This window comes from Paraburkholderia sp. BL6665CI2N2 (genome assembly GCF_004366535.1).
GTDB lineage: Bacteria > Pseudomonadota > Gammaproteobacteria > Burkholderiales > Burkholderiaceae > Paraburkholderia.
Genome location: NZ_SORC01000001.1, coordinates 4884553 through 4904344, shown reverse-complemented (window position 1 = coordinate 4904344; position 19792 = coordinate 4884553). Strand labels below are relative to the sequence as shown.

The window sequence follows — 19792 nt, the reverse complement described above, 5'->3', positions numbered from 1 at the left end:
ACATTGCCATTCTTGTCAGCCACAATGAAGCTATCTTTTTTCCTCAGCATTTGATCAATGCCAACACGTCGAATATTTAACGATGGAATTCTTTCAACCCAACTGGGATCATGAATTCCGAACCCTTGTGGCGCGAGTGACAAAACGGTCCCGTTGTCGGATTTATATGATCCAAGGCAATCGAGAAGTTTTCCTTTGCCATCGGGAGACAGCGCGGAGGGAAGTTCTATCGAAATTCCACATGATTCGGATGGTTTTCCAGAAATCAACAGTTGATGGTCGGCATTTGACGCTGCAAAACTGGATATCCAAGTAGAGAAAAAAATCGTTGCGATCAGTATGCTCCGGCCTCGCATTTTTATTTCCTTGAAAGATGATATATAGCGGCTCGTTCAGTTACGAGGCGACATTAAGTTCGGTCTGAAACGGCATTACTCTTCCCTCTGCCTTATCAGCGAAGGATCGGTCGGCATATTCGGTGCATCGCCAAGAATGAAATTCACGTAATGAAAAAACTCTCTACGCTGGGGAAGTCCGGTGCTGCCCCCATTAACTGGTGTCGTGATTGCGGCGACATTTGCATCAGCTACCCCTACGTCCGCACGGCGATCGATATTCATCCCGCTTCGCAGGGCCCCGGTGTTGGGTGACTGCATTACCTTACTAATCCAGAAGTACCCGGCTGAATCGGCGACGGCGGTTGCATCGGAAGAAAGCAGTTCAGGATTGGGATCGGTCGTGAAGTCGCGTCCGCGAAAGCGGCTGTACGCAGCGTAACTGCCACGTCCGGTAAGATGAATTAGCCCCCGGCCGCGAAACCTTGCCCCATCGCCCGTTTGCGTATTTCCCATCGACACCGCCTTCTGTTGAACTTCATCCGGTCGTTGCGCTATATAGTCGGGTCGATTTCGACCGTGCAGAAACCCCATCGCTTGTAGCCAATCATGTTCGTGATCGAAGTCGTCCCCAGCCTCCTGCGGAGTTAACGCCTCGTACATCGTGCGGAAATACCGGCTGTCGCCAAGCTCAACCGTTGCTCTTAGCGCTCCGGTTTCTTTGAATATATGCGCTAAGAAATGGGCCTGTCTTTGAGGAGTCGAAAAGCCATACTTCCTCCACATGCGATTTATCGCCGTATGCATATCCGGAGGCATGAAACCGTGGTCATTGTTGCCTGAATGCCATCGGTTTTGCGCCGTCTGCCATCGAATTTCTCCGCCTGCATTGGGACTGGACCGTTTGGGCAATGTCTGTGTCAGCTCTCGAAGGCTCCGCCATGCGCACTTCTTGAACATCTGAATAAACCGCCCCGGATGAAAGTGGTAGTGAACCTTGCCCAGCGTCAGTCCCTGTGCCTGAGCATCCTCCCAGAAGGCCAGCGCTGCGTGGTGCTGTTTGAGCTTCGTATAGGCGTCTGGATTCAGACAGCCGGTCATCAGCGCGGAAGCCGGCAGATCATTCGGATCAGTGCCCTTGAGCCAACCCCAGCGCGTATCGAAGTCGTCGCGCGACCACTCTGTCGGCATCTTTACAACGCAATAGCTGAGCCGTTCCCGCATCGGACCGTCAAGGCTGCGCGCGTAAGCTCGCGCAATGCGTTCGCGCTTTCTCTGCGCCTGCTGTTCGGCTGGCGTCGGCGCGGCTGCGCCGCTTGTGGCCGCTGGCGGACTCACAGCCGGCGGTGCGCCCGGGTCAAGCATGGCAATCAGCACATCGGAATCGCACCGGCTGTTGCCGTCTGTATCGTCGTCGACAAACGTCCACCCCAGCCAATCGGGGAAATCCGCATCGCTGTAGACTCTGACGCCGGGACCGTTCAGATTCGCATACACAGCCGTGTGATCGACCGGTGAATGTATCTGCCGGATGTGCGGCAGGCGTCCCTGATAGAGATCTGTCGCTGCCGGTGCATCTGGGCCGATCACCCGGCAAAAGCGCAGCATTTCATAGCCTGCGCTGGGGCATCCAGGATAGCGCCGGGTGGCACGCTCATACAGGCCGTAGGCATCTTCCGGCGTCGCCGAGCCAAGCACCGCGCCCCGGATGCTGCGTGTGGTCAGGGTGATCAAGCCAGTGGACTCTGTGATACTTACGATCGCCGGCTCCGTTGTCGTCGCCTGCACCGGCACCTGCCACGCGGGATGGGCTGCCGAGCCAACCGATGGATCGCTGGCATAGAGTTGCGTACCAGCTGGCAACACGACGTGAATGTCGCCCCACAGACTATTGGTTCGCCCCTGTTCCGCTGCCAGCGGCCCGTGGTTACGCCCCATCAGTGCCGCGACGCTGGTGGCGTCGGCGACGATCTCGAAGTGGATACGGTTCGGCTGGCCGTAGATCGCGCCAGGCAAACCGATCGCGTCCTTGCGGTATACCCTGCTGCCGCGCGCCACCTGGGTCGTGTGCATGTGCTGGTAGATCGAGTAGAACTCGACGTTCACCCCTTCGCCAATCTCCGTCGCGTGCTTCAGGATCACTACACCGTTACTCGTCCAGCCCTTGTAGTACAGCAACGGATGCGCCGCGATGACCGCTGGATCGTCATGATGCTGCGGAATGTCATCACTGCCACGCGCGAACACGACCTCGCCGTCGGCAATCGCGCACACTGGCTCCGAGCTGTCCGCATTGCCCTGCGCTTCGAGATGGATGCCTCCATGCCAGCCAAATTCGCGGCTGACGGGAAACGCGCCCTTGCCACTGCGCTCGCCCAGGGTCGTGACGGGTTGCGTTGAGTCGTCCTCATGCGCGGCTGCGCTGAGGAAGGGTTGGCTGATCAGCATCAGGTTTCCTATTTTTTTTGTTCGTCTGTTTTGGGAATGGGTTTAGTCCGACAACGGCACATGGCCCGGATCGAGCAACTGGCCCGGCAGTGGAATGCCATGCATTCCAGGCACTCCCCCCGAGCCATCCTCCTGAGTTAAGGCGCCTTTGAGCTTTATCGCGATGCCCTCGATCGTGACGCCGCTACTATCAATGGTGAAGCTGCCACCGGGTGCCTTGATGACCAGTCTGTCGCTCGCCTGAAGCTCATATATCTGTGTCCGGCGCGCGATGGCCTGCCCCGCCCGAAGCTGATGACGACCCTGCACGACATGCTCCGCGTTCCCGCCGGTTTCGATCTGGTAGTCGGCCGCAATCCGGTCCCGCCGGCTGTTGCCCACGTTCTCCACACGGTCCTTGCCGATCGTGACCGTCTGGTTCCGTCCGACCGACACGGTATCGTCCAGCCCGACACGGCGCTGGCTGTCATGTGCAATATCGACCTGCTCGTCGTTGCCAACGTGGCGCGCGCGATCATGGCCCACCGTAACGGTCTGGTCGTGCTCGACCGCATGCACCTCGTCGTTTTCTACTTCGGTACGGAGGTTTTTCTCGGCATGAATCCATACTTCTTCGCGGCCCTTCTTGTCCTCGAAGCGAATCGCGTTAGCGGTGCCATAGCCGCCCTCCTTCGTAGAGCGCGATAGCGTCCCGCTCTGCGTCGCGTTATCCGGTAGCTTCCACGGCGGCATGCTCATCGCGTTGTACACCCGCCCGGTCACGATGGGCCTGTCCGGGTCACCGTTTTCGAAGTCGACAATAACTTCAGTTCCAACCCGCGGAATGTTGATGCCGCCGAAGTTACTGCCCGCCCACGGATAAGACACGCGCACCCAGCACGACGAATTCTGGTCATTCACGGGTGACCTATCCCAATGAAACTTCAGCTTCACACGTCCGTACTGGTCGGTCCAGATTTCACTTCCCGTGTACCCAGTGACGATCGCCGTCTGCGGACCCGTTGTGCGCGGTTTGCTCACCGTGCGCGGTGGCCGGAACATCGTGGTCGCCGGCTGCACTTCGAAAGTCGTATTGACCTGATACTGGCCTTCGCCGGTTACTTCGCCGATCTCCTCGGCATCTAGCCTGACGCGGATCACCAGGTACTCGCGGTTCGCCGCTTCCTGCGGATAGCTCGCCAGCGTGAATGTCGTGCCGCACACGACATCGCGCAGGTTGCCTCGGCCTACGGCGCGTTCTCCCCGAGCGCGGATTTCCTGCATGCGTACACGCGCGAACTGCTCGCCCTGCTGCGGGTCGGTATAGTCGCCCGGCCATTCGTAGACTGTCAGATCGTTATGCCGCGTGCCCTGCGGCAACGCATTCTGTACCGCCAGGTTTGCGCTCGGCTTCGTGAAGTCGAAATCATCCGTCGTCCAGATTCCCGACTGGATGCTCTCGGTCGTGTCGAAGTGGCTGACATATTCGGCGTCGATCTTCCTGTCAGGCGGGAGGTACTGCAACGTGTGATACGCCTCGCTGACCACGCGCCTGTGCGCGCCGAGATTATCGACAAGCACCATCCGGTGCACGCCGTTCGAGTGCTCGAAGAACCAGTAAATTCCGTGTTCTTCCATGAGCCTCTGAATGAACGAAAAGTCCGACTCACCGTACTGCACCTGATAGACCAGCCTCGGATACGTGCCGCCCAGGCGCTTGACGTACGAGTACATGTAGTTGCCTTTGAGTACCTCGTCGATAATCTCGACCACCGAGCGGTTTTGAAAGATTCGGTAGTCCGTGCGCTGTCCGGCGAGCACGATCCACGGCTTGAGAATCAGCCGGTAGTGGTACTGCCGGTTTAGCGGCGCAACCAGGCTTGCCGCCGTGACGATGCCGCTGATTTCCCGTTCACCCTTGCCGATATTCGCGGCGCCTGCGGCACCCGCGACGCCCGAATGGAAGGTGCCCATCCCGTCGAGCTGGACGGTCACGGTCAGCTCCTTGCCGACCATCGCCTTCAGGTCCAGATTGGCCGCGGCGCTGTCGGGCAGCAGCGGACTGAGCGGCGTGACCAGTCCCAATTCATATTCGTAGATCTTCGAAAGCGCTTCCTCGCCCCTGATCGAGCGTATCAGGAGGGCAGGTTCGCCGTCGTCCAGCTTTGGCAGCGCGGCGCCGCTAACGGTGAAGGTACGTGGAGTCATGAAGTTCGACATAGGCTCGATCCTCCGTGTGAACTGGACCGGTCGCCACTCATGAGACGAATCCCGTTGTGCCGGGCGTGCGACGCCCTGCGTTCTGTCATGCGTGTCTGCATCAATCGTTTCCCATGAACGCCGCGCGCCGTGTCGATCGCCCCGGCTGCCTGCCATGCCTTTTCCCTGCGGTTCTACTCATGCAACGCCCCGCGTGCCCATACGCACCGGCCAGGTCGCCACAGGGCCGCGCTGCGTCGAGCGCAGTTCGGTCTCGATGAACGAATGGGCCGATGCACCTCGCGCGAGAAAGCGCTCGAGAATCAGGCCGAACAGGTAGGGGCTCACGCCATGGAAGCCCGCTTCGTCGACCGTGAGCACGCACTCGGCGCCGCAACCAAACATTATTTGTCCATCGCCCGGGAGCATGCGCGTGACCGTGCGCATGCTGACATCGACCAGACTGTCGATCATCTGCCGGTAGACCTCGTCACCTGGCGCGAGGAACAGCCCTAGCAGATTGCGCAGGCCCGCGGCCGACGGGTCTTCCAGAGCGAGGTAACTAAAGTTCAACTGGCGGATCAGCCGCCAGGCGGTTTCCCGCTCCGCATACGGTGCGCGTGGCACACTAGGTGAGCGAATCAGGCCCACGCACAGAACCGGGGCAGACTCTTCGAGCGTCAGATCGTCGCGCCCGTCTGGCACGATCAGGTTCGGAAGTTCACGATTGGTCAGCAACGCGCTGAGCGTGAGGTAGTTCATGCGCTCGCCGTAAGGTTGCCCGTCGTGATCGACGAGTGAGACCGAGGTTTGCGTGCCGACGTAGGGCGTGCGTGTGCCATAGCGGCGGCGTGACAGTTCCGGCGCAGAGCGGCGTTCGCGAGGCGAGGTGAAATAGCGCCCGTGGTTGCCTTCATCGTTCGTCAGTGGCTCGTGCAGCGGCCGGAATTGGAGCGGTGCCGATGTCTCGCTGACCTGACCATGTAGGGCCTGCACGGAGAACACTTCGTAGTCGAGCGGCTGGAGTGCGTTCGGCACCAACTGGAATTCGGTGCCGGATTTCGGCAACTCGACGGGATCGGATGTGCGAGGAAAAAGGTTGATGACCGGCGTGCAGAAAAGCGCGAACTGCGAGGCATCGACCTGGTACGCCAGCGGGTCGGTGTGTCGGTCCAGCAGCACGACGACCTCCGCCTCGCGCCCACGCACCTGGCGCAGGCCAGGTGCGAGACCCGTCAGCGTGAAGAAGTAAAAACGCGACGGACATACGGAAAATTCGTGCAGCAGATTGTGTCCATGAAATTTCGACCCTGCGAGCGGCAGGAGGCTCTGTCCCGGATCAAGCCCTTCATGCACCACCGCATCGCGGCTTACCGCGTGAAACGGACTGCCGGGTGTGCCGAGGTTTTCCGGCTCGCCGGTAATCGACGCGACGGCCGCAACGTGCAGCAGTTCGAACAGGCGCGACGCCAGCCGTTCTTCCCCGGCCAGGTACACGGGTAACCGGTCCAGTCCCTGCAAGTCGGCGATGCAGGCTTCGCTGGTGGTACGCAGTCTCAGACGCAGAGCGCCGCGCACGTTGGTATGTCCACGCGCATACCGGTCGGGCGCGGGGATATCAGGAGGAATGCCGGTCAGCCGTGCGCTTACGATTTCGAGCGGATACAGCGTTACCTCCTGACTGCTACGAAACTCGCACGCCGTGGTTTCACCGTCGGACACGCGACTGATGAAGGTGGCGCCGCGTGCAATGCGGACGCCCTCGGCGAGATCGCCTTCCGCATCGTCTGGATACAGCCGTGCCACTGCCATCGATGGCGTCGGCGCGAGGTAATTCGGATAGAGGCATTGCAGCAGGGGGCGCGTGAAGTCGGGGAATGCGGCGTCCAGTTTCATGCGCATGCGGGCGGACATGAATGCGAATGCCTGGACGAGCCGCTCGACATACATATCGCCGATTTCACCCGCCTGCATGCCCAGACGCCTGGCGATTTTTACATGCGCCTGTGCGAATTCGGCGGCAAGTTCGCGCAGGTACAGCAACTCCTCGTTGTAGTACGTCAGCAGATCACCCGCGCCGGTTTCCGGGCGTTGACGGTACGGTACGGATCGCCTCGCCAACTGCTCCACGTACTGTTCAGGTTCGAAGCGCATGCCGGTAATCGGCGCATCCGTGGGCGCCTGTCCAAGCCAGCTGGACCAGCCGAGTTGTTCCGTTCCACCCAGCACCGCAGGCGGTGCGCCCTGTGGCTTGATGCGCAGTTCCAGTTCCCACCGGCAGCCGCGCCCGACAAATTCCCTCACGCATTCGACCAGCTTCGGCAGGTCCACGCCCTGCGCCGTGAAACGCAGATACACCTGCAAGTCGAGCGGCCCCAGGACAATGCGGAACCGGTGCTGGCGGTCCGGCACCTGCTCGCCGAGCATCGCGCCCATCGCAAGCGTCGAAGACTCCACGGGCTTGCCGAGATAACTGTGGCTGGCCGGCGCCATTTCCAGCCAGTGAAAGACGTATTCCTCGATTGCGACGGGTACGCCGAAGTACTGCTCAAGCGTCGCGCGCAGGCCGTCGGGATTACGCGCCTCGCGCACCAGATGCGCAGAGGCGGCGAGGCGCGCGTGGGCAGGAAACGGCCGGCCGGCGATTTCGTCGGGATCGTGGCCGGCTAGGCTCGCGACAAAAAAGGAGAATGTTTCGTCATCCTTCCGGTCGAGGCCTGCCGCCGCCTGGGCGGAGGCCCACGCCCGGTACAGCAGAGTCAGGTAGCGGTGGTGAAAGATGTCGAGGAAGTTGACGAGCGTCGCATCCCGCCGGTTCTGCTCACGCTCGCGTGCAATCTCGGTCATGTGAATCGGCAGCGGCCCGTTCGGCCCGAGCATGCCCAGACTGAGAAGCCGTATCTTCAGACGCCCGTTGACCTCACGCACGTCGGCGATCTCGCGCGGCGCGAATGCGAGGCTCGGTGCCTGGCCGAGACGGAACGGCTCCGCCTGCGGACGCCGCGCGGTGCCGACCGGGTCAATGTGGGGATCGGCGCCGATACGGCGCAGCAGGGAAATAAACCCGTAGCGTCAGGGTTCGGCCATCAGACGTTCAACGCTTTCCGGTGAAAGCGCCACGCCGGGCATGGGCAGATCGAAGCGGGCGCGCTCCATCAGGTCGCGTCCCCTGCACACCGGTGCATGATTCCGGAGGCGCGCGCACGCAGGCAGGCGGGCCTCTGATCGTGAGGGGAGAGCAGGTGTGGGTTCATGCCCTGATTATTCAGGGCGTTCGATTCCGATGTCTATGGGACGCTCTCAGACGAATACTCTTTCCATCCCGATCTGACTCATAAAAGTTGCCAGGAAACGTCCGAATGATTTCAGGATGGCGGCGCAGTTCGAAAAAGCGGCGGGGTGCTGGCGAAGTTGGCCGGCCTCTCCTATGACCTGTTCGCTGACACGCCGATATGAGCCGTCAGGCTTTCCGACCGCGCGCGTGACGGTCGGATTCCAGTTGACGGCACAGTTCTGAATGTCAATGTGAGTGCTTGACCGGCGACGCTCTGTGCGCGATCCGCGCACCCCGCAAACTTCTGCCGTTAGTGAAGTCCGCCTGCCGCTTCTCCCCGGTCGCAAGGTACGTTTGCGCCGTTCTCGCGAGTGCGGCCAGATAGCCGAATTGTTTCGAGTGCGTTTTGCTCAATGCGGCGGCTTCTGCCATCTTTTCAACCGTGATCTGCGTACGGGCGCGGCGCGGTTTACTGGATGATGCGTGAACCGATCTGGTCATGGTGCGATTTCCGGGGTGTTCCTGAATCGCCCACGAGATCAATCCAGGGCCCAGCACACGTTCGAAACGAGCGCCGTTATGTGGTATCGCCGAGGCGAAGCCGACGGCCCCACCGCACAGAGAAAAGCCCGAGGGTTTTGATCCGACCGTTCCGGCGAGCGCGGAGCGCGAGGCGGGAAGAATGAGCGCTTTGTCACAGACGCGGAATGTGCGAGAACACAGATTCCAGATGCACCACTACCGCAACTGTGCGAGGAGCCCGCTTAAGAATTAGCGGTGTGAGCCGCTTTCTCTTGCCTACTTCTCTTTGCGGCGGCAAAGAGAAGTAGGTGCCGCCCCGCACAGGGGCAACGCTAATAGACCACGAACAAACCAAGGAAAGGCCAACAACTTAGGATCACAGACAAACCCAGGCGCCACGCGAAAAAAACCACTACAACACAGTCCTCACATGCCAAAGCTCCGGAAACAAAACCACATCCAACATCTTCCGAAGGTAAGTAGCCCCACTAGTCCCCCCAGTCCCTTGCTTAAACCCAATAATCCGTTCAACAGTAGTCACATGCCTAAACCGCCACTGCCGAAAGGCATCTTCAAGATCAACAAGTTCCTCGGCCATCTCATACAGCTCCCAATGTTGAGAAGGATTCCGATAAACCTCCAACCATGCCGCTTCAACAGAAGCATCATGCACAGTAGGCTGAGTCCAATCCCGCTCCAGCCTGGAGGCTGAGATAGGAAACCCGCGCCGAGCGAGCAACCGAACAACCTCATCATAAAAAGAAGGCGCTTCCAACGAACCCTTTACCTCGGCCAAAACATCAGCCCGATGCGCATGCGGCTTCAGCATCTGCTCATTCTTATTCCCGAGCAAAAACTCAATCTGCCGATACTGATAAGACTGAAACCCGGAAGAACTCCCCAAATAAGGCCGCATAGCCGTGTACTCAGACGGCGTCATAGTCGCGAGAACACTCCAGGCCTGCACGAGTTGCTCCATGATCCGCGACACGCGCGCGAGCATCTTGAAGGCCGGCGGCAACTCATCCCGACGCACGGCCTGCAGCGCCGCCCGTAACTCATACAAAGCGAGCTTCATCCACAACTCGCTCGTCTGGTGCTGAATGATGAACAGCATCTCATTGTGATCCGGCGATAGCGGATGCTGTGCATCCAGCACCGTCCCCAACGACAGATAATCGCCGTAACTCATCGAGTCCGAAAAGTCGAGCTGCGCATCATGCCAGCCATCGCCCGAATCGGCGGCCGGGGAAGCCACGTTAGAAGCAACTGCCCCATGCCCGAACGGACATCCCTGCGCCGGTTTCTCTTCCGGCAGCCCCGGTGTTTGCATATGATCGGTCATTGCGCGCTCCTCAGGTCACTGCGCCGCGTGCGGCGAATTCAGGTGCCCGCCAGGTTTCCTTCACGAGCACCTCGCGCAACGTTTCCACCGCGTCCCACACATCGACAAAACGCGTGTACAGCGGCGTAAAACCAAACCGCAGCACATGCGGCTCACGATAATCACCAATCACCCCACGCGCGATCAGCGCCTGCATCACCTCATAACCCTGCGGATGCTCGAAGCTCGCATGCGAGCCGCGCTGCGCATGCTCACGCGGCGTGACGAGCTTCAACGGAAATTCGCTGCAACGCGCCTCGACCAGTTCGATGAACAGATCGGTCAACGCCAGCGACTTCTTGCGCACCGCCTGCATGTCGGTTTGCAAAAACACATCGAGCCCGCATTCGACGAGCGACATCGACACCATCGGCTGCGTGCCGCACAAAAAGCGGCCGATGCCGTCATCCGGTTGATACGCCGGGTCCATCTTGAACGGCGCGCGATGTCCCCACCATCCTGACAGCGGCTGCGCAAATTCATTTTGATGACGCTTGGGCACCCACACGAACGCGGGCGAACCCGGCCCACCGTTCAGATACTTATACGTGCAGCCCACTGCATAGTCCGCGCCGACGCCGTTCAGGTCGACCGGCACCGCGCCCGCCGAATGCGCCAGGTCCCACAGTGCGAGCGCGCCTTTATCGTGAATCAGCCTGGTGAGCGCGGCCATGTCATGCATGTAACCGGTGCGGTAGTTCACGTGCGTGATCATCGCGATGGCGGTGTCGTCGCCGATCGCGGCAGGCAGTTCGGAAGGATCGTCGACGAGGCGCAGTTCATAACCGCGATCGAGCTGCTCGATCAAACCTTGCGCGATATACAGATCCGTCGGGAAATTCGAGCGCTCGGAAACGATCACTCGACGCTTGGGATCGCGCGCATTCGCTACGCGCACGGCCGCCGACAGCAGCTTGAACAGATTGATCGAAATCGTATCGGTGACGACCACTTCGTTTTCGGCCGCGCCGATCAACGGGGCAAGCTTGTTGCCGAGGCGGCGCGGCAACTCGAACCAGCCGGCGGAGTTCCAGCTACGAATCAGGCCTTCGCCCCATTCGGCGCCGATCACGGTCTGCGCGCGCTGCGCGGCGGCCGCGGGCGGCACGCCCAGCGAATTGCCGTCCAGATAGATGGTGGTCGGCGAAAGCGCGAACTGGTCGCGCAACGTCGCCAAGGGGTCGGCGCTGTCGAGCGCCAGTGCTTCGTCACGGTGGTTCATGGTGATTCCGTCAGTCAGATCAGGGATGTTCGTTCAATGGGAGGCGGGCCGAGGCTCGGGCGCCGATTCGGGCAGCGCGCGCAGAACCGCGCGCACCGGACTCGCATCGAGCGTCGTCAGCTTGAGCGGCAGCGCAATCAATTCGTAGTCGCCGGGCGGGACGTCGTCGAGCACGATGCCTTCGAGAATTGCCATGCGATGCGCGCGGATCCTGTGGTGAGCATCCATCGTCTTCGATTCCTGCGGATCGAGCGATGGCGTGTCGATGCCGATCAGCTTCACACCGCGCGCCGCCAGCAGATCGATGGTGTCCGGTGCGACCGCGCAGAACGCGCTGTCCCACGCGCTGGTGGGCGCGATCCTGTAAGTGCGCAGTAAGACTCGCGACGGCAAGTCGTCGAGCGCGCCGGCCAGGTGTTGTGGCGTCACAACAGGCGATGCGCCAATGCAATGAATCACGCGGCATCGGCCGAGGTAGGCGTCGAGGGGGACTTGGCCAATTGCGGCGCCTTCGGCGTCATAGTGCAGCGGCGCGTCGGTGTGCGCGCCGGTGTGCGGCGACAGCGTCAGCCGCGCGACGTTGACGGGCGAGCCCGCCTCCATGCGCCACACGCGCTCGATGCCCACCGGCGTGTCGCCGGGCCAGACGGGCGTGGCGGTATCGACGGCGGGGGTGATGTCCCAAAGTGTTGGCATAGTCGCATCGGCGGTTTGTGTCTATCCGGGAATGATAGGTGGCCTGCCGCGAAATGTGATTGCGAAAAAATCTCCTTCTGCGCCGTGTCTTGGAACATAATTTGATTCAAACGGGAAAGGGAGACCGAATATGAACGCGATCTCGCTCGACGCCACCGATTGCCGTATCTTGACGGTGCTTCAGCAAGAAGGACGGATCAGCAATCTCGACCTCGCGGAGCGCATTTCGCTCTCGCCATCAGCCTGTCTACGACGCCTGCGCCTGCTCGAAGAGCAGGGTGTCATCGAACATTACCGCGCGTGTCTGAATCGAGAAGTGCTGGGTTTCGAACTGGAAGCGTTCGTGCAGGTGTCCATGCGCAACGACCAGGAGAACTGGCACGAACGCTTTGCGGAAGCGGTGCGCGACTGGCCGGAAGTGGTCGGCGCGTTCGTCGTGACCGGCGAGACCCACTATCTGCTGCGAGTCCTCGCGCACAACCTCAAACATTATTCGGACTTCGTGCTGCAGCGTCTCTACAAGGCGCCGGGTGTGATGGATATTCGTTCGAATATCGTGCTGCAGACGCTCAAGGAAGATTCCGGCGTGCCGGTTTCGCTGGTGAAGAAAACCGGCGGACATAGCGCCGCGCATAACGATCGCTGAGCGAGTGGCCGGGCGGCCGCGCCGTCGTGGGGCGCAGCGATTTTTTTTATTCTTGCGTCGAGCGCCTCGCGTCGCCTGTCATTGCCAGACCGCCCGAACCGTTCGCGCCGCCTCGCGACCCGGTTTAGCGTTCAAAGCGGGGCGAGTCCGTGAAATAAGCCGTTCTGAAACACCAGCGGGGACATCTTCGCGGCATTCTCGTGCACGCCGCAGCGCTCCACTTCGCCGACAAAAATCACGTGGTCGCCTTCTTCGTAGCGGCTGCGGTTGTGGCATTCGAACCAGGCGAGCGCGCCGTCGAGCACCGGCATGCCGGTGTCGCCTTCCGCGTGCGACACGCCTTCGAAGCGATCGCCCTTCACGGTCGCGAAACGCTTGCACAGATCGAGCTGCGACGAAGCCAGCACATTGACCACGTAGTGGCTGTTGGCGCGGAACACCGGCATCGACGCCGAGCGCGTGGCCAGACTCCACAACACCAGTGGCGGGTTGAGCGAAACCGAATTAAATGAGCTGGCCGTGATGCCGATCAACTGGCCGGACGCAGCTCGCGTTGTAATAACGGTGACGCCGGTGGCAAATTGGCTGAGCGCCTGTTTGAAGGCGTTCTGGTCGAAGTTGGGCGGGCTGGCGCGCTTCATCGGGCGCCGGTCCCTGGCGCAGACTGGGGGAGCGCCGGGCCGAACCCATCTCGCGTGCGGCTGGAAACAAATGATTCGAAAGTCATAGTGAAAATCGTCGATTTATCCCAATTTTAACTGCAATCGTGGGGGATCGGCCGCGACCCCGCCGGTGAATGAAAAAGCCGCTAAGCTGGAAGGCTCGGATAGTGGCATGAGCGTTGCGTCGAACAGTGGAACGGCAGCGGCCGACTATGTGTTTCAAGGAGCAAGCAGCATGAGTCAGACAGGCGAAGTCGCCACCTTGGGTGGCGGGTGTTTCTGGTGCCTCGAAGCGGTGTACCTTGGCGTCGACGGCGTGAATGCGGTGGAGTCGGGCTACGCGGGTGGCAAGACGCAACGCCCAACTTATGAGCAGGTGTGCGACGGCGAAACCGGCCACGCTGAAGTCGTCAAAGTCGACTTCGATCCGGCGAAGATCAGCTATCGCGAGATTCTCGATATCTTCTTTGCGATTCACGATCCGACGCAGTTGAACCGGCAGGGCAATGACGTGGGCACGCAATATCGCTCGGTGGTCTTCACGCATTCCGACGCGCAGCGGGAAACGGCGTTGCAGGCCATTCGCGAGATCGGCGTACAGCGCCTTTACGACGGCCAGATCGTCACGCAAGTGCTACCGCTCGACGGTAATTATTGGCCTGCCGAAGCCTATCACCAGAACTATTTTGCGCAGCACCCGGATCAGGGGTACTGCTCGTTCGTGGTGGCGCCGAAGGTGGCGAAGTTTCGTCAGAAGTTTGCTCACCGGATCAGGGCGAGCTAACGGCATGAGCGGCTGCTTGCGCGTGACTCAGGCGTCGGAGTCGGGCGGCTGCTCGTTCTCTTGAGGCGGCGACGGCTCGCGGTCGTCTTGCTCATACTCATGAGCGAGCCGTGCATACGCTTCGATGACCGCTCGCGCCAACTCCACGCAACTGAGCGGCGCCGAGCCTTCCGCCTTATTGTTGATCGCGATCACCACCGGCTGGCCTGCCAGTGCGTAGCGCGCGGCCAGTTCGGCGAGTGACGCGCGGGTCGCCGGATCCTCATCGACCAACTGGTTGAACGGCTCGTACTTGGCCTTCGCCTGTTCGTATTTGAAGCCGCCGTGCAGGCTCCAGCGCACGATCAGCGGCCCGGCCGGTTCACCATCCAGTAACGCAAGCGCCGCGGCCTGACGCAGCGGGTCGGGCATGCGCGCGTGAATTCCGACGCAATAGCGCACGCCCGCCGCTTTGAGCGTACGGATGAAGCGCGGTGTGAGCAGACTCCCATCACGGATTTCGATCGCGTAGCAGGCGCTGTCCGGCAGCTTCGGCAGCGCGTTCAAAAATTCGGCCAGCCGTTCGATGAACATCGCCGGCTGCGCGAGCATCTGATCCGGCAGCGGCGAAAGCTGGAACACCAGCGCGCCGGCCTTGGCGCCGAGCCCTTCGAGACAAGGCGTGACGAAATCGTCGATCGCCATTTGCGCGTTCAGAAAGCACGGATTCATCGAGACCGGCTCGCCGCGTTCGGCGCGCACTGTGGCATCGGTGATCGTCATCGGCGCTTTGACGATGAAGCGGAAGTGCTCGGGCACTTGCTGCGCGTAGCGCAAATACTCGGTGACCGTGAGCGCCTAATAAAACGACCGGTCGATGCTGACCGTCTTCAGCAGCGGATGCGCGCCGTAAGCCGTGAGACCTTCGCGCGAGAGTTTGCTGTTGCTGTATTCGTCGCCGTAGACGATGCCGTTCCAGCCCGGAAACGACCACGTCGAAGTGCCGAGATGGACTTGCGGCGGTAGTCGCGCTGCAAGCGCGAGGAGTTCGGGCGAGGGCGGGGCGGCAATGATTTCGCGAGTGCGGCGTTTTTTGGGCGCGCTGGCATCTATGGGGGCGGTGTTGGCCTCCGGCGCGGCGATGGCGGCATCAGGCGCTGCCGCTTCGTCTTCCTGCCACAAGGAGCCGAGGCTTGCGGCCTTCGTCGCGCGCGGTTGACGCCGGCGCTCGGGCTGCGCTGCGGTGTCAGCGGGCGGAGTTGGCCGTTCTACCTTTTGCAGAACGTCCGCATCTGAGCCGGCCGTCCCACGCGATACCTTCACCTCGCCATCGCCCTTCGCCGCTGCCGCGCCCACCGGCATCCCGAACAGGTCGAACTGTACGGCTTCGCCGTCGGCGCCGTTTTCGCCGTCGACCGGCTGTTCAACTTCGCTTGTGCCGCGTGGGTCCATCGGTGTTCGACCTGCTGTTCAAAGGTTTGCGCCACGTCGCCCGCTCATGCACGGCGCCGCGGCGCAACCCTATCACAGCGGTTTGTCGTACATATAGCGGCGCGACCACGGCAGGGTTTTCGCGCTGCGGCCGGCTTTGCGGCACACCACCTGGTAAATCGAGACGTCGTCGTTTTCAAACGCGTAGGCGCAACCGGCGAGGTACACGCGCCAGATGCGGAATTTCTCGTCGTCGACGAGCTTGCGGGCTTGCTCCGCATGCGCTTCGAAATTTTCCGCCCAGATGTCCAGCGTGTGCGCATAGTGACGGCGCAGGCTTTCGACGTCAACCGCTTCGAGCCCGCCGCGCTGCATCGATTCGAGCGCGAGACTGATGTGCGGCAGTTCGCCGTCCGGAAACACATAACGGTCGATGAATTCACCGCCACCGAGCGCGGTCTCGCCACTTTCCGAATCGCTCGACGTAATGCCGTGATTCATGGCGATGCCGTCGTCGGTCAGCAGGTCGCGAATCTTCTCGAAGTAGCCCGGCAGATTCTTGCGGCCCACGTGCTCGAACATGCCGACGCTCGTGATCCGATCGAATTGACCTTCGACGTCGCGGTAATCCTGCAGACGAATCTCGATCTGGCCTTCCAGGCCCGCCGCTTTCACGCGCGCCGTGGCGAGATCGAACTGGTTCTGCGAAAGCGTCACGCCCACACACTGCGCGCCGAACTTCTGCGCCGCACGCAGAACGAGCGCGCCCCAGCCGCAGCCGATATCGAGCAGACGCTGCCCCGGTTGCAACTGGATCTTGGTGAGGATGTGGTCGATCTTCTTGATCTGCGCGGTGGCGAGGTCTTCGTCGCCGTTCTCGAAGTACGCGCACGAGTACACCATGTTCTCGTCGAGCCACAGCTTGTAGAACTCGTTCGAGACGTCGTAGTGATACTGGATCGCCTTCTTGTCCGACGCCTTCGAATGATTGAAGTAGCGTCGCACGCGCGCCAGCTTGCCCGCGCTGGTCACGGTATTGCGCGCCAGCTGGTAGCCGATATTGATGATGTCCGACAGCTTGCCTTCGATGTCGATCTTGCCCTTCACATACGCCTCGCCGAGATTGTCGAGGCTCGGTTCGAGCAGATAGGGCAGCGCCGTGGCGCTTTTGACGTGTAGCGTGACCTGAGGCGCGGCGAACTGCCCGAAGTCGTGTTGCTGGCCGTCCCACAGCACGAGGCGTGCGGGAACGTTAGCTCTCGTTTTTACCTCTTCCACCCACTGCGCCAGCTTCTTCTCCCAGAACATGTGATCTCTCCGTGTCCGTTGAATTAGAGCAAAGCCTGTGTGGATCGCAGCCCCGTGCAGCGCGACTCCCATGCCGCGAGTTGCCATCCGGCCGCCGCGCGCTGCTGCGTTGGCAACGTGGTGGCGGCGTTGTATTTCGATTCAAGGCGATAGGCGGGAGATTTGCCAGTCGCTGTGTTCGCCTGAACGCGTATAGAGCAAGCGGTCGTGAAGACGCGACGGCCGGCCCTGCCAGAATTCGATTGCTTCGGGCACCAAACGATAACCGCCCCAATGCGGTGGGCGCGGTGGTTGGTCGCCATATTGCAAACTGATTTCGCGTTCGCGAGTTTCGAGCTGCGAGCGGCTTTCAATTGGCTGACTCTGATTCGATGCCCATGCACCGATGCGTGAACCGAGCGGGCGCGACGCGAAATACGCGTCGCTTTCTTCCGCGCTGGTTTTGACGATGCGACCTTCCACACGCACCTGGCGTTCGAGTTCGATCCAGTAAAACAGCAGGCTGGCGTAAGGATTGGCCGCCAGTTCGCGGCCTTTACGGCTTTCGTAATTGGTGAAGAACACGAAACCCCGCTCGTCGACGCCCTTGATCAGCACGATGCGCGCCGACGGCCGGCCGCGTGAGTCGACCGTGGCCAGCGTCATGGTATTCGGTTCGGGCAGTTTGGCGTCGACCGCTTGTTGAAACCACGTATCGAATTGACGAAACGGGTTACGGTCTACATCGGCAACGTCCAAAGAACCCAGCGAATAGTTTTTTCGAAGTTCGGCGAGTGAGGTCATGTTCTTATGCGAACGCTACAGTTCAATCAGTATAGCTAAGCCGCTAATTTTTTGCCCGCAACCACATCAAGGTCCCGCGCGGCGCGCGCATGCGTGCCGGCGTATGTGGCTCCCGGTGCCGCTCTTTTCGCGGCGATGCACTTCGACACCTTCAGGCAAAATACGGGGTTGCGTACGCCTTTGCGTTGCCACTTCGTGTTTTTGCCTGACCACCGAGCCCTGCCATCATGTCCAGCACCACCGCGCAAACCGATCTTACTACCAGCCTCGACGGGAAAGAAACCGCTGACCGTGAGCGGCGCTTCGGCGGCATCGCGCGTTTGTACGGCGCGCCGGCGCTCGCCGCGTTCGAAGGCGCGCACGTCGCGGTGATCGGCATTGGCGGAGTGGGGTCGTGGGTGGCCGAAGCGCTGGCGCGCAGCGCGGTCGGCACGCTGACGCTGATTGATCTCGACAACGTTGCCGAGAGCAACACTAACCGGCAGATCCACGCGCTCGACGGCAACTACGGAAAACCGAAGGTCGAGGCCATGGCCGAACGCATCGCGGCGATCAATCCGTTTTGCGACGTGCGCCTGATCGAGGACTTCGTCGAGCCGGACAACTTCGACGCGACGCTCGGTGGCGGCTTCGACTACGTGATCGATGCGATCGACAGCGTGCGTACCAAGACCGCGTTGATCGCATGGTGCGTGGAGAAGAAGCAACCGTTGATCACGGTCGGCGGCGCGGGTGGCCAACTCGACCCGACACGCATTCGCATCGACGATCTCGCGCTGACGATACAGGATCCGTTGCTGTCGAAAGTGCGCGGACAACTGCGCAAACAGCACGGTTTCCCGCGTGGGCCGAAAGCGAAGTTCAAGGTAAGCGCGGTGTATTCCGACGAACCGTTGATCTATCCGGAAGCCGCCGTCTGCGATATCGACGAGGAGGCCGAGCACGTCACCACGTCGCCGGGCCATACGGGGCCGGTCGGTTTGAACTGCGCGGGATTCGGTTCGAGCGTGTGCGTGACGGCGAGCTTCGGATTTGCGGCCGCCGCGCATGTGCTGCGGGCGTTGGCGAAGCAGGCTACGGCTTGAGGTGATTCACGCCGCGACGAGTGCCACGGCGCATTCAGGCGCGGCTGGCGGCGCCGCGCCTGAATATCGAGTAAGCCAATCAGATCAGAACAGCGAAGCGCTGAGCTTGCGCCGCCATTGCGATACCAGCTCCGGCTGATGCGCCGCCAGGTCGAACACCGACAGCATCGTCTTGCGGCCGATATCGTCGCGGAACGTGCGGTCGCGTTGCACGATCGCCAGCAATTGTTCGAGCGCTTCCGCGTATTTGCGGCGGGCGATAAACGCGCTGGCCAGATCGAAACGCGCTTCGAGATCGGCCGGGTCGGCCGCGACCTTTGCTTCCAGCGCATCGGTGGGCGGCAGATCCGCGGCGGCGTCCACGGCGTCGAGACGCGTCTTGATCGCGTTGAAACGCGCGTCGATACCTTGCGTCGTTTTCGGCGACAGCAGATCGACTTCGTTGCGCGCTTCGTCGAGACGGTTGTCTTCGAGCAGCATTTCGATGCGGTCCATGCGCGCTTCGTCGAAACCCGGATCGTAGGCGAGGGCGGCCTGCAGCGCGTCGTACGCATCTTCGCGGCGGCCTTCGGCCAGCGCGGTTTGCGCTTCGAGACGCGCGGCGTCCGCGCCTTGCGGCACGAGCCGCTCGATAAACTCGCGCAACTGCCCTTCCGGCAGTACGCCGACGAACTGATCGACCGGTCGCCCATCGGCAAAAGCCATGACGTGCGGAATGCTGCGCACCTGGAAGTGCGCGGCCAGTTCCTGGTTCTCGTCTACGTTCACCTTCACGAGCTTCCATTTGCCGGCGGCTTCGGCTTCGAGCTTTTCGAGCATCGGGCCGAGAGTCTTGCACGGGCCGCACCAGGGCGCCCAGAAATCGACCAGCACGGGGGCCAGTGTCGACGCCGTAATGACGTCCTGTTCGAAAGTGGCCAGAGTGGTGTCCATTGCGTCCTCGTCGATAAAACGGTCTGTTGACTATTTGGGGCCGAACACCGGGGATTCAATGCTGCCCGAACCGCTTGCGCTTATTGCGGTGCTTGCTTGCCTTGCTCACCTGCGTGGCTTTT

Annotated in this window: 13 protein-coding genes and 3 pseudogenes; 4 read left to right on the top strand and 12 right to left on the bottom strand. The window is 61.2% G+C overall.

Annotated features, from left to right (window positions below; all coding sequences use genetic code 11):
- Positions 1-431 precede the first annotated feature (431 nt).
- From B0G81_RS21895 to tssG, 4 genes and pseudogenes are all read right to left on the bottom strand, one after another.
- The gene (locus tag B0G81_RS21895; RefSeq protein ID WP_134138321.1) at positions 432-2783 is read right to left on the bottom strand and encodes a peptidoglycan DD-metalloendopeptidase family protein; all 2352 of its coding nucleotides are present in this window, start codon (positions 2781-2783) and stop codon (positions 432-434) included.
- Between the two features lie 42 nt (positions 2784-2825).
- Positions 2826-4982 (bottom strand): type VI secretion system tip protein TssI/VgrG, encoded by a 2157-nt coding sequence (gene tssI, locus B0G81_RS21890; RefSeq protein ID WP_134138320.1) that lies wholly within the window; start codon positions 4980-4982, stop codon positions 2826-2828.
- 177 nt (positions 4983-5159) lie between these two features.
- Positions 5160-7028 (bottom strand): type VI secretion system baseplate subunit TssF, encoded by a 1869-nt coding sequence (tssF, locus tag B0G81_RS21885; RefSeq protein ID WP_243856786.1) that lies wholly within the window; start codon positions 7026-7028, stop codon positions 5160-5162.
- 63 nt (positions 7029-7091) lie between these two features.
- Positions 7092-8117 (bottom strand): annotated as a pseudogene (gene tssG, locus B0G81_RS44170) (type VI secretion system baseplate subunit TssG); the annotation flags it as partial.
- 270 nt (positions 8118-8387) lie between these two features.
- On the opposite strand from tssG, the pseudogene B0G81_RS45610 reads away from it, so the two are divergent.
- Positions 8388-8478 (top strand): annotated as a pseudogene (locus B0G81_RS45610) (peptide transporter); the annotation flags it as partial.
- Positions 8479-9169: 691 nt separating this feature from the next.
- Here the strand turns inward: B0G81_RS45610 and kynA are convergent.
- Genes kynA through kynB form a run of 3 tightly spaced genes read right to left on the bottom strand, consistent with a single transcriptional unit; the run spans position 9170 to position 12059 of the window.
- Positions 9170-10102 carry a tryptophan 2,3-dioxygenase gene (gene kynA / locus B0G81_RS21875; protein ID WP_134138319.1) on the bottom strand — a complete coding sequence of 311 codons (933 nt, stop codon included), beginning with the start codon at positions 10100-10102 and terminating at the stop codon, positions 9170-9172.
- A gap of 10 nt (positions 10103-10112) precedes the next feature.
- Positions 10113-11363, bottom strand: coding sequence for a kynureninase (kynU, locus tag B0G81_RS21870; protein WP_134138318.1), 1251 nt, complete (start codon positions 11361-11363; stop codon positions 10113-10115).
- 33 nt (positions 11364-11396) lie between these two features.
- Positions 11397-12059: an arylformamidase gene (gene kynB / locus B0G81_RS21865; RefSeq protein ID WP_134138317.1), complete on the bottom strand. Its 663-nt coding sequence runs from the start codon at positions 12057-12059 to the stop codon at positions 11397-11399.
- A gap of 130 nt (positions 12060-12189) precedes the next feature.
- On the opposite strand from kynB, the gene B0G81_RS21860 reads away from it, so the two are divergent.
- A complete protein-coding gene (locus B0G81_RS21860) occupies positions 12190-12705 on the top strand; it encodes an Lrp/AsnC family transcriptional regulator (protein ID WP_012434188.1) in 516 nt (171 codons plus the stop codon).
- 131 nt (positions 12706-12836) lie between these two features.
- On the opposite strand, the gene B0G81_RS21855 is transcribed toward B0G81_RS21860, so the two are convergent.
- Positions 12837-13346: a flavin reductase family protein gene (locus B0G81_RS21855; protein ID WP_121307249.1), complete on the bottom strand. Its 510-nt coding sequence runs from the start codon at positions 13344-13346 to the stop codon at positions 12837-12839.
- 256 nt (positions 13347-13602) lie between these two features.
- Between B0G81_RS21855 and msrA the strand changes: the two genes are divergently transcribed.
- A complete protein-coding gene (gene msrA, locus B0G81_RS21850; RefSeq protein WP_134138316.1) occupies positions 13603-14151 on the top strand; it encodes a peptide-methionine (S)-S-oxide reductase MsrA in 549 nt (182 codons plus the stop codon).
- Between the two features lie 27 nt (positions 14152-14178).
- Here the strand turns inward: msrA and B0G81_RS21845 are convergent.
- From B0G81_RS21845 to pdxH, 3 genes and pseudogenes are all read right to left on the bottom strand, one after another.
- Positions 14179-15582 (bottom strand): annotated as a pseudogene (locus tag B0G81_RS21845) (DUF72 domain-containing protein).
- 72 nt (positions 15583-15654) lie between these two features.
- Positions 15655-16869, bottom strand: a complete 1215-nt coding sequence (locus tag B0G81_RS21840; protein WP_134138315.1) for a cyclopropane-fatty-acyl-phospholipid synthase family protein — start codon at positions 16867-16869, stop codon at positions 15655-15657.
- A gap of 141 nt (positions 16870-17010) precedes the next feature.
- Complete coding sequence (gene pdxH / locus B0G81_RS21835; protein WP_134138314.1) at positions 17011-17652, bottom strand: pyridoxamine 5'-phosphate oxidase; 642 nt, start codon at positions 17650-17652, stop codon at positions 17011-17013.
- A 227-nt stretch (positions 17653-17879) separates the two neighbouring features.
- Here pdxH and tcdA point away from each other — a divergent pair, with 227 nt between their 5' ends.
- Entirely contained in the window at positions 17880-18737 is an 858-nt protein-coding gene (tcdA, locus tag B0G81_RS21830) for a tRNA cyclic N6-threonylcarbamoyladenosine(37) synthase TcdA (RefSeq protein WP_106286311.1), read from the top strand.
- An 84-nt stretch (positions 18738-18821) separates the two neighbouring features.
- Here tcdA and trxA read toward each other — a convergent pair whose 3' ends face one another.
- A complete protein-coding gene (trxA, locus tag B0G81_RS21825) occupies positions 18822-19670 on the bottom strand; it encodes a thioredoxin (protein ID WP_116139332.1) in 849 nt (282 codons plus the stop codon).
- Positions 19671-19792: the final 122 nt, after the last annotated feature.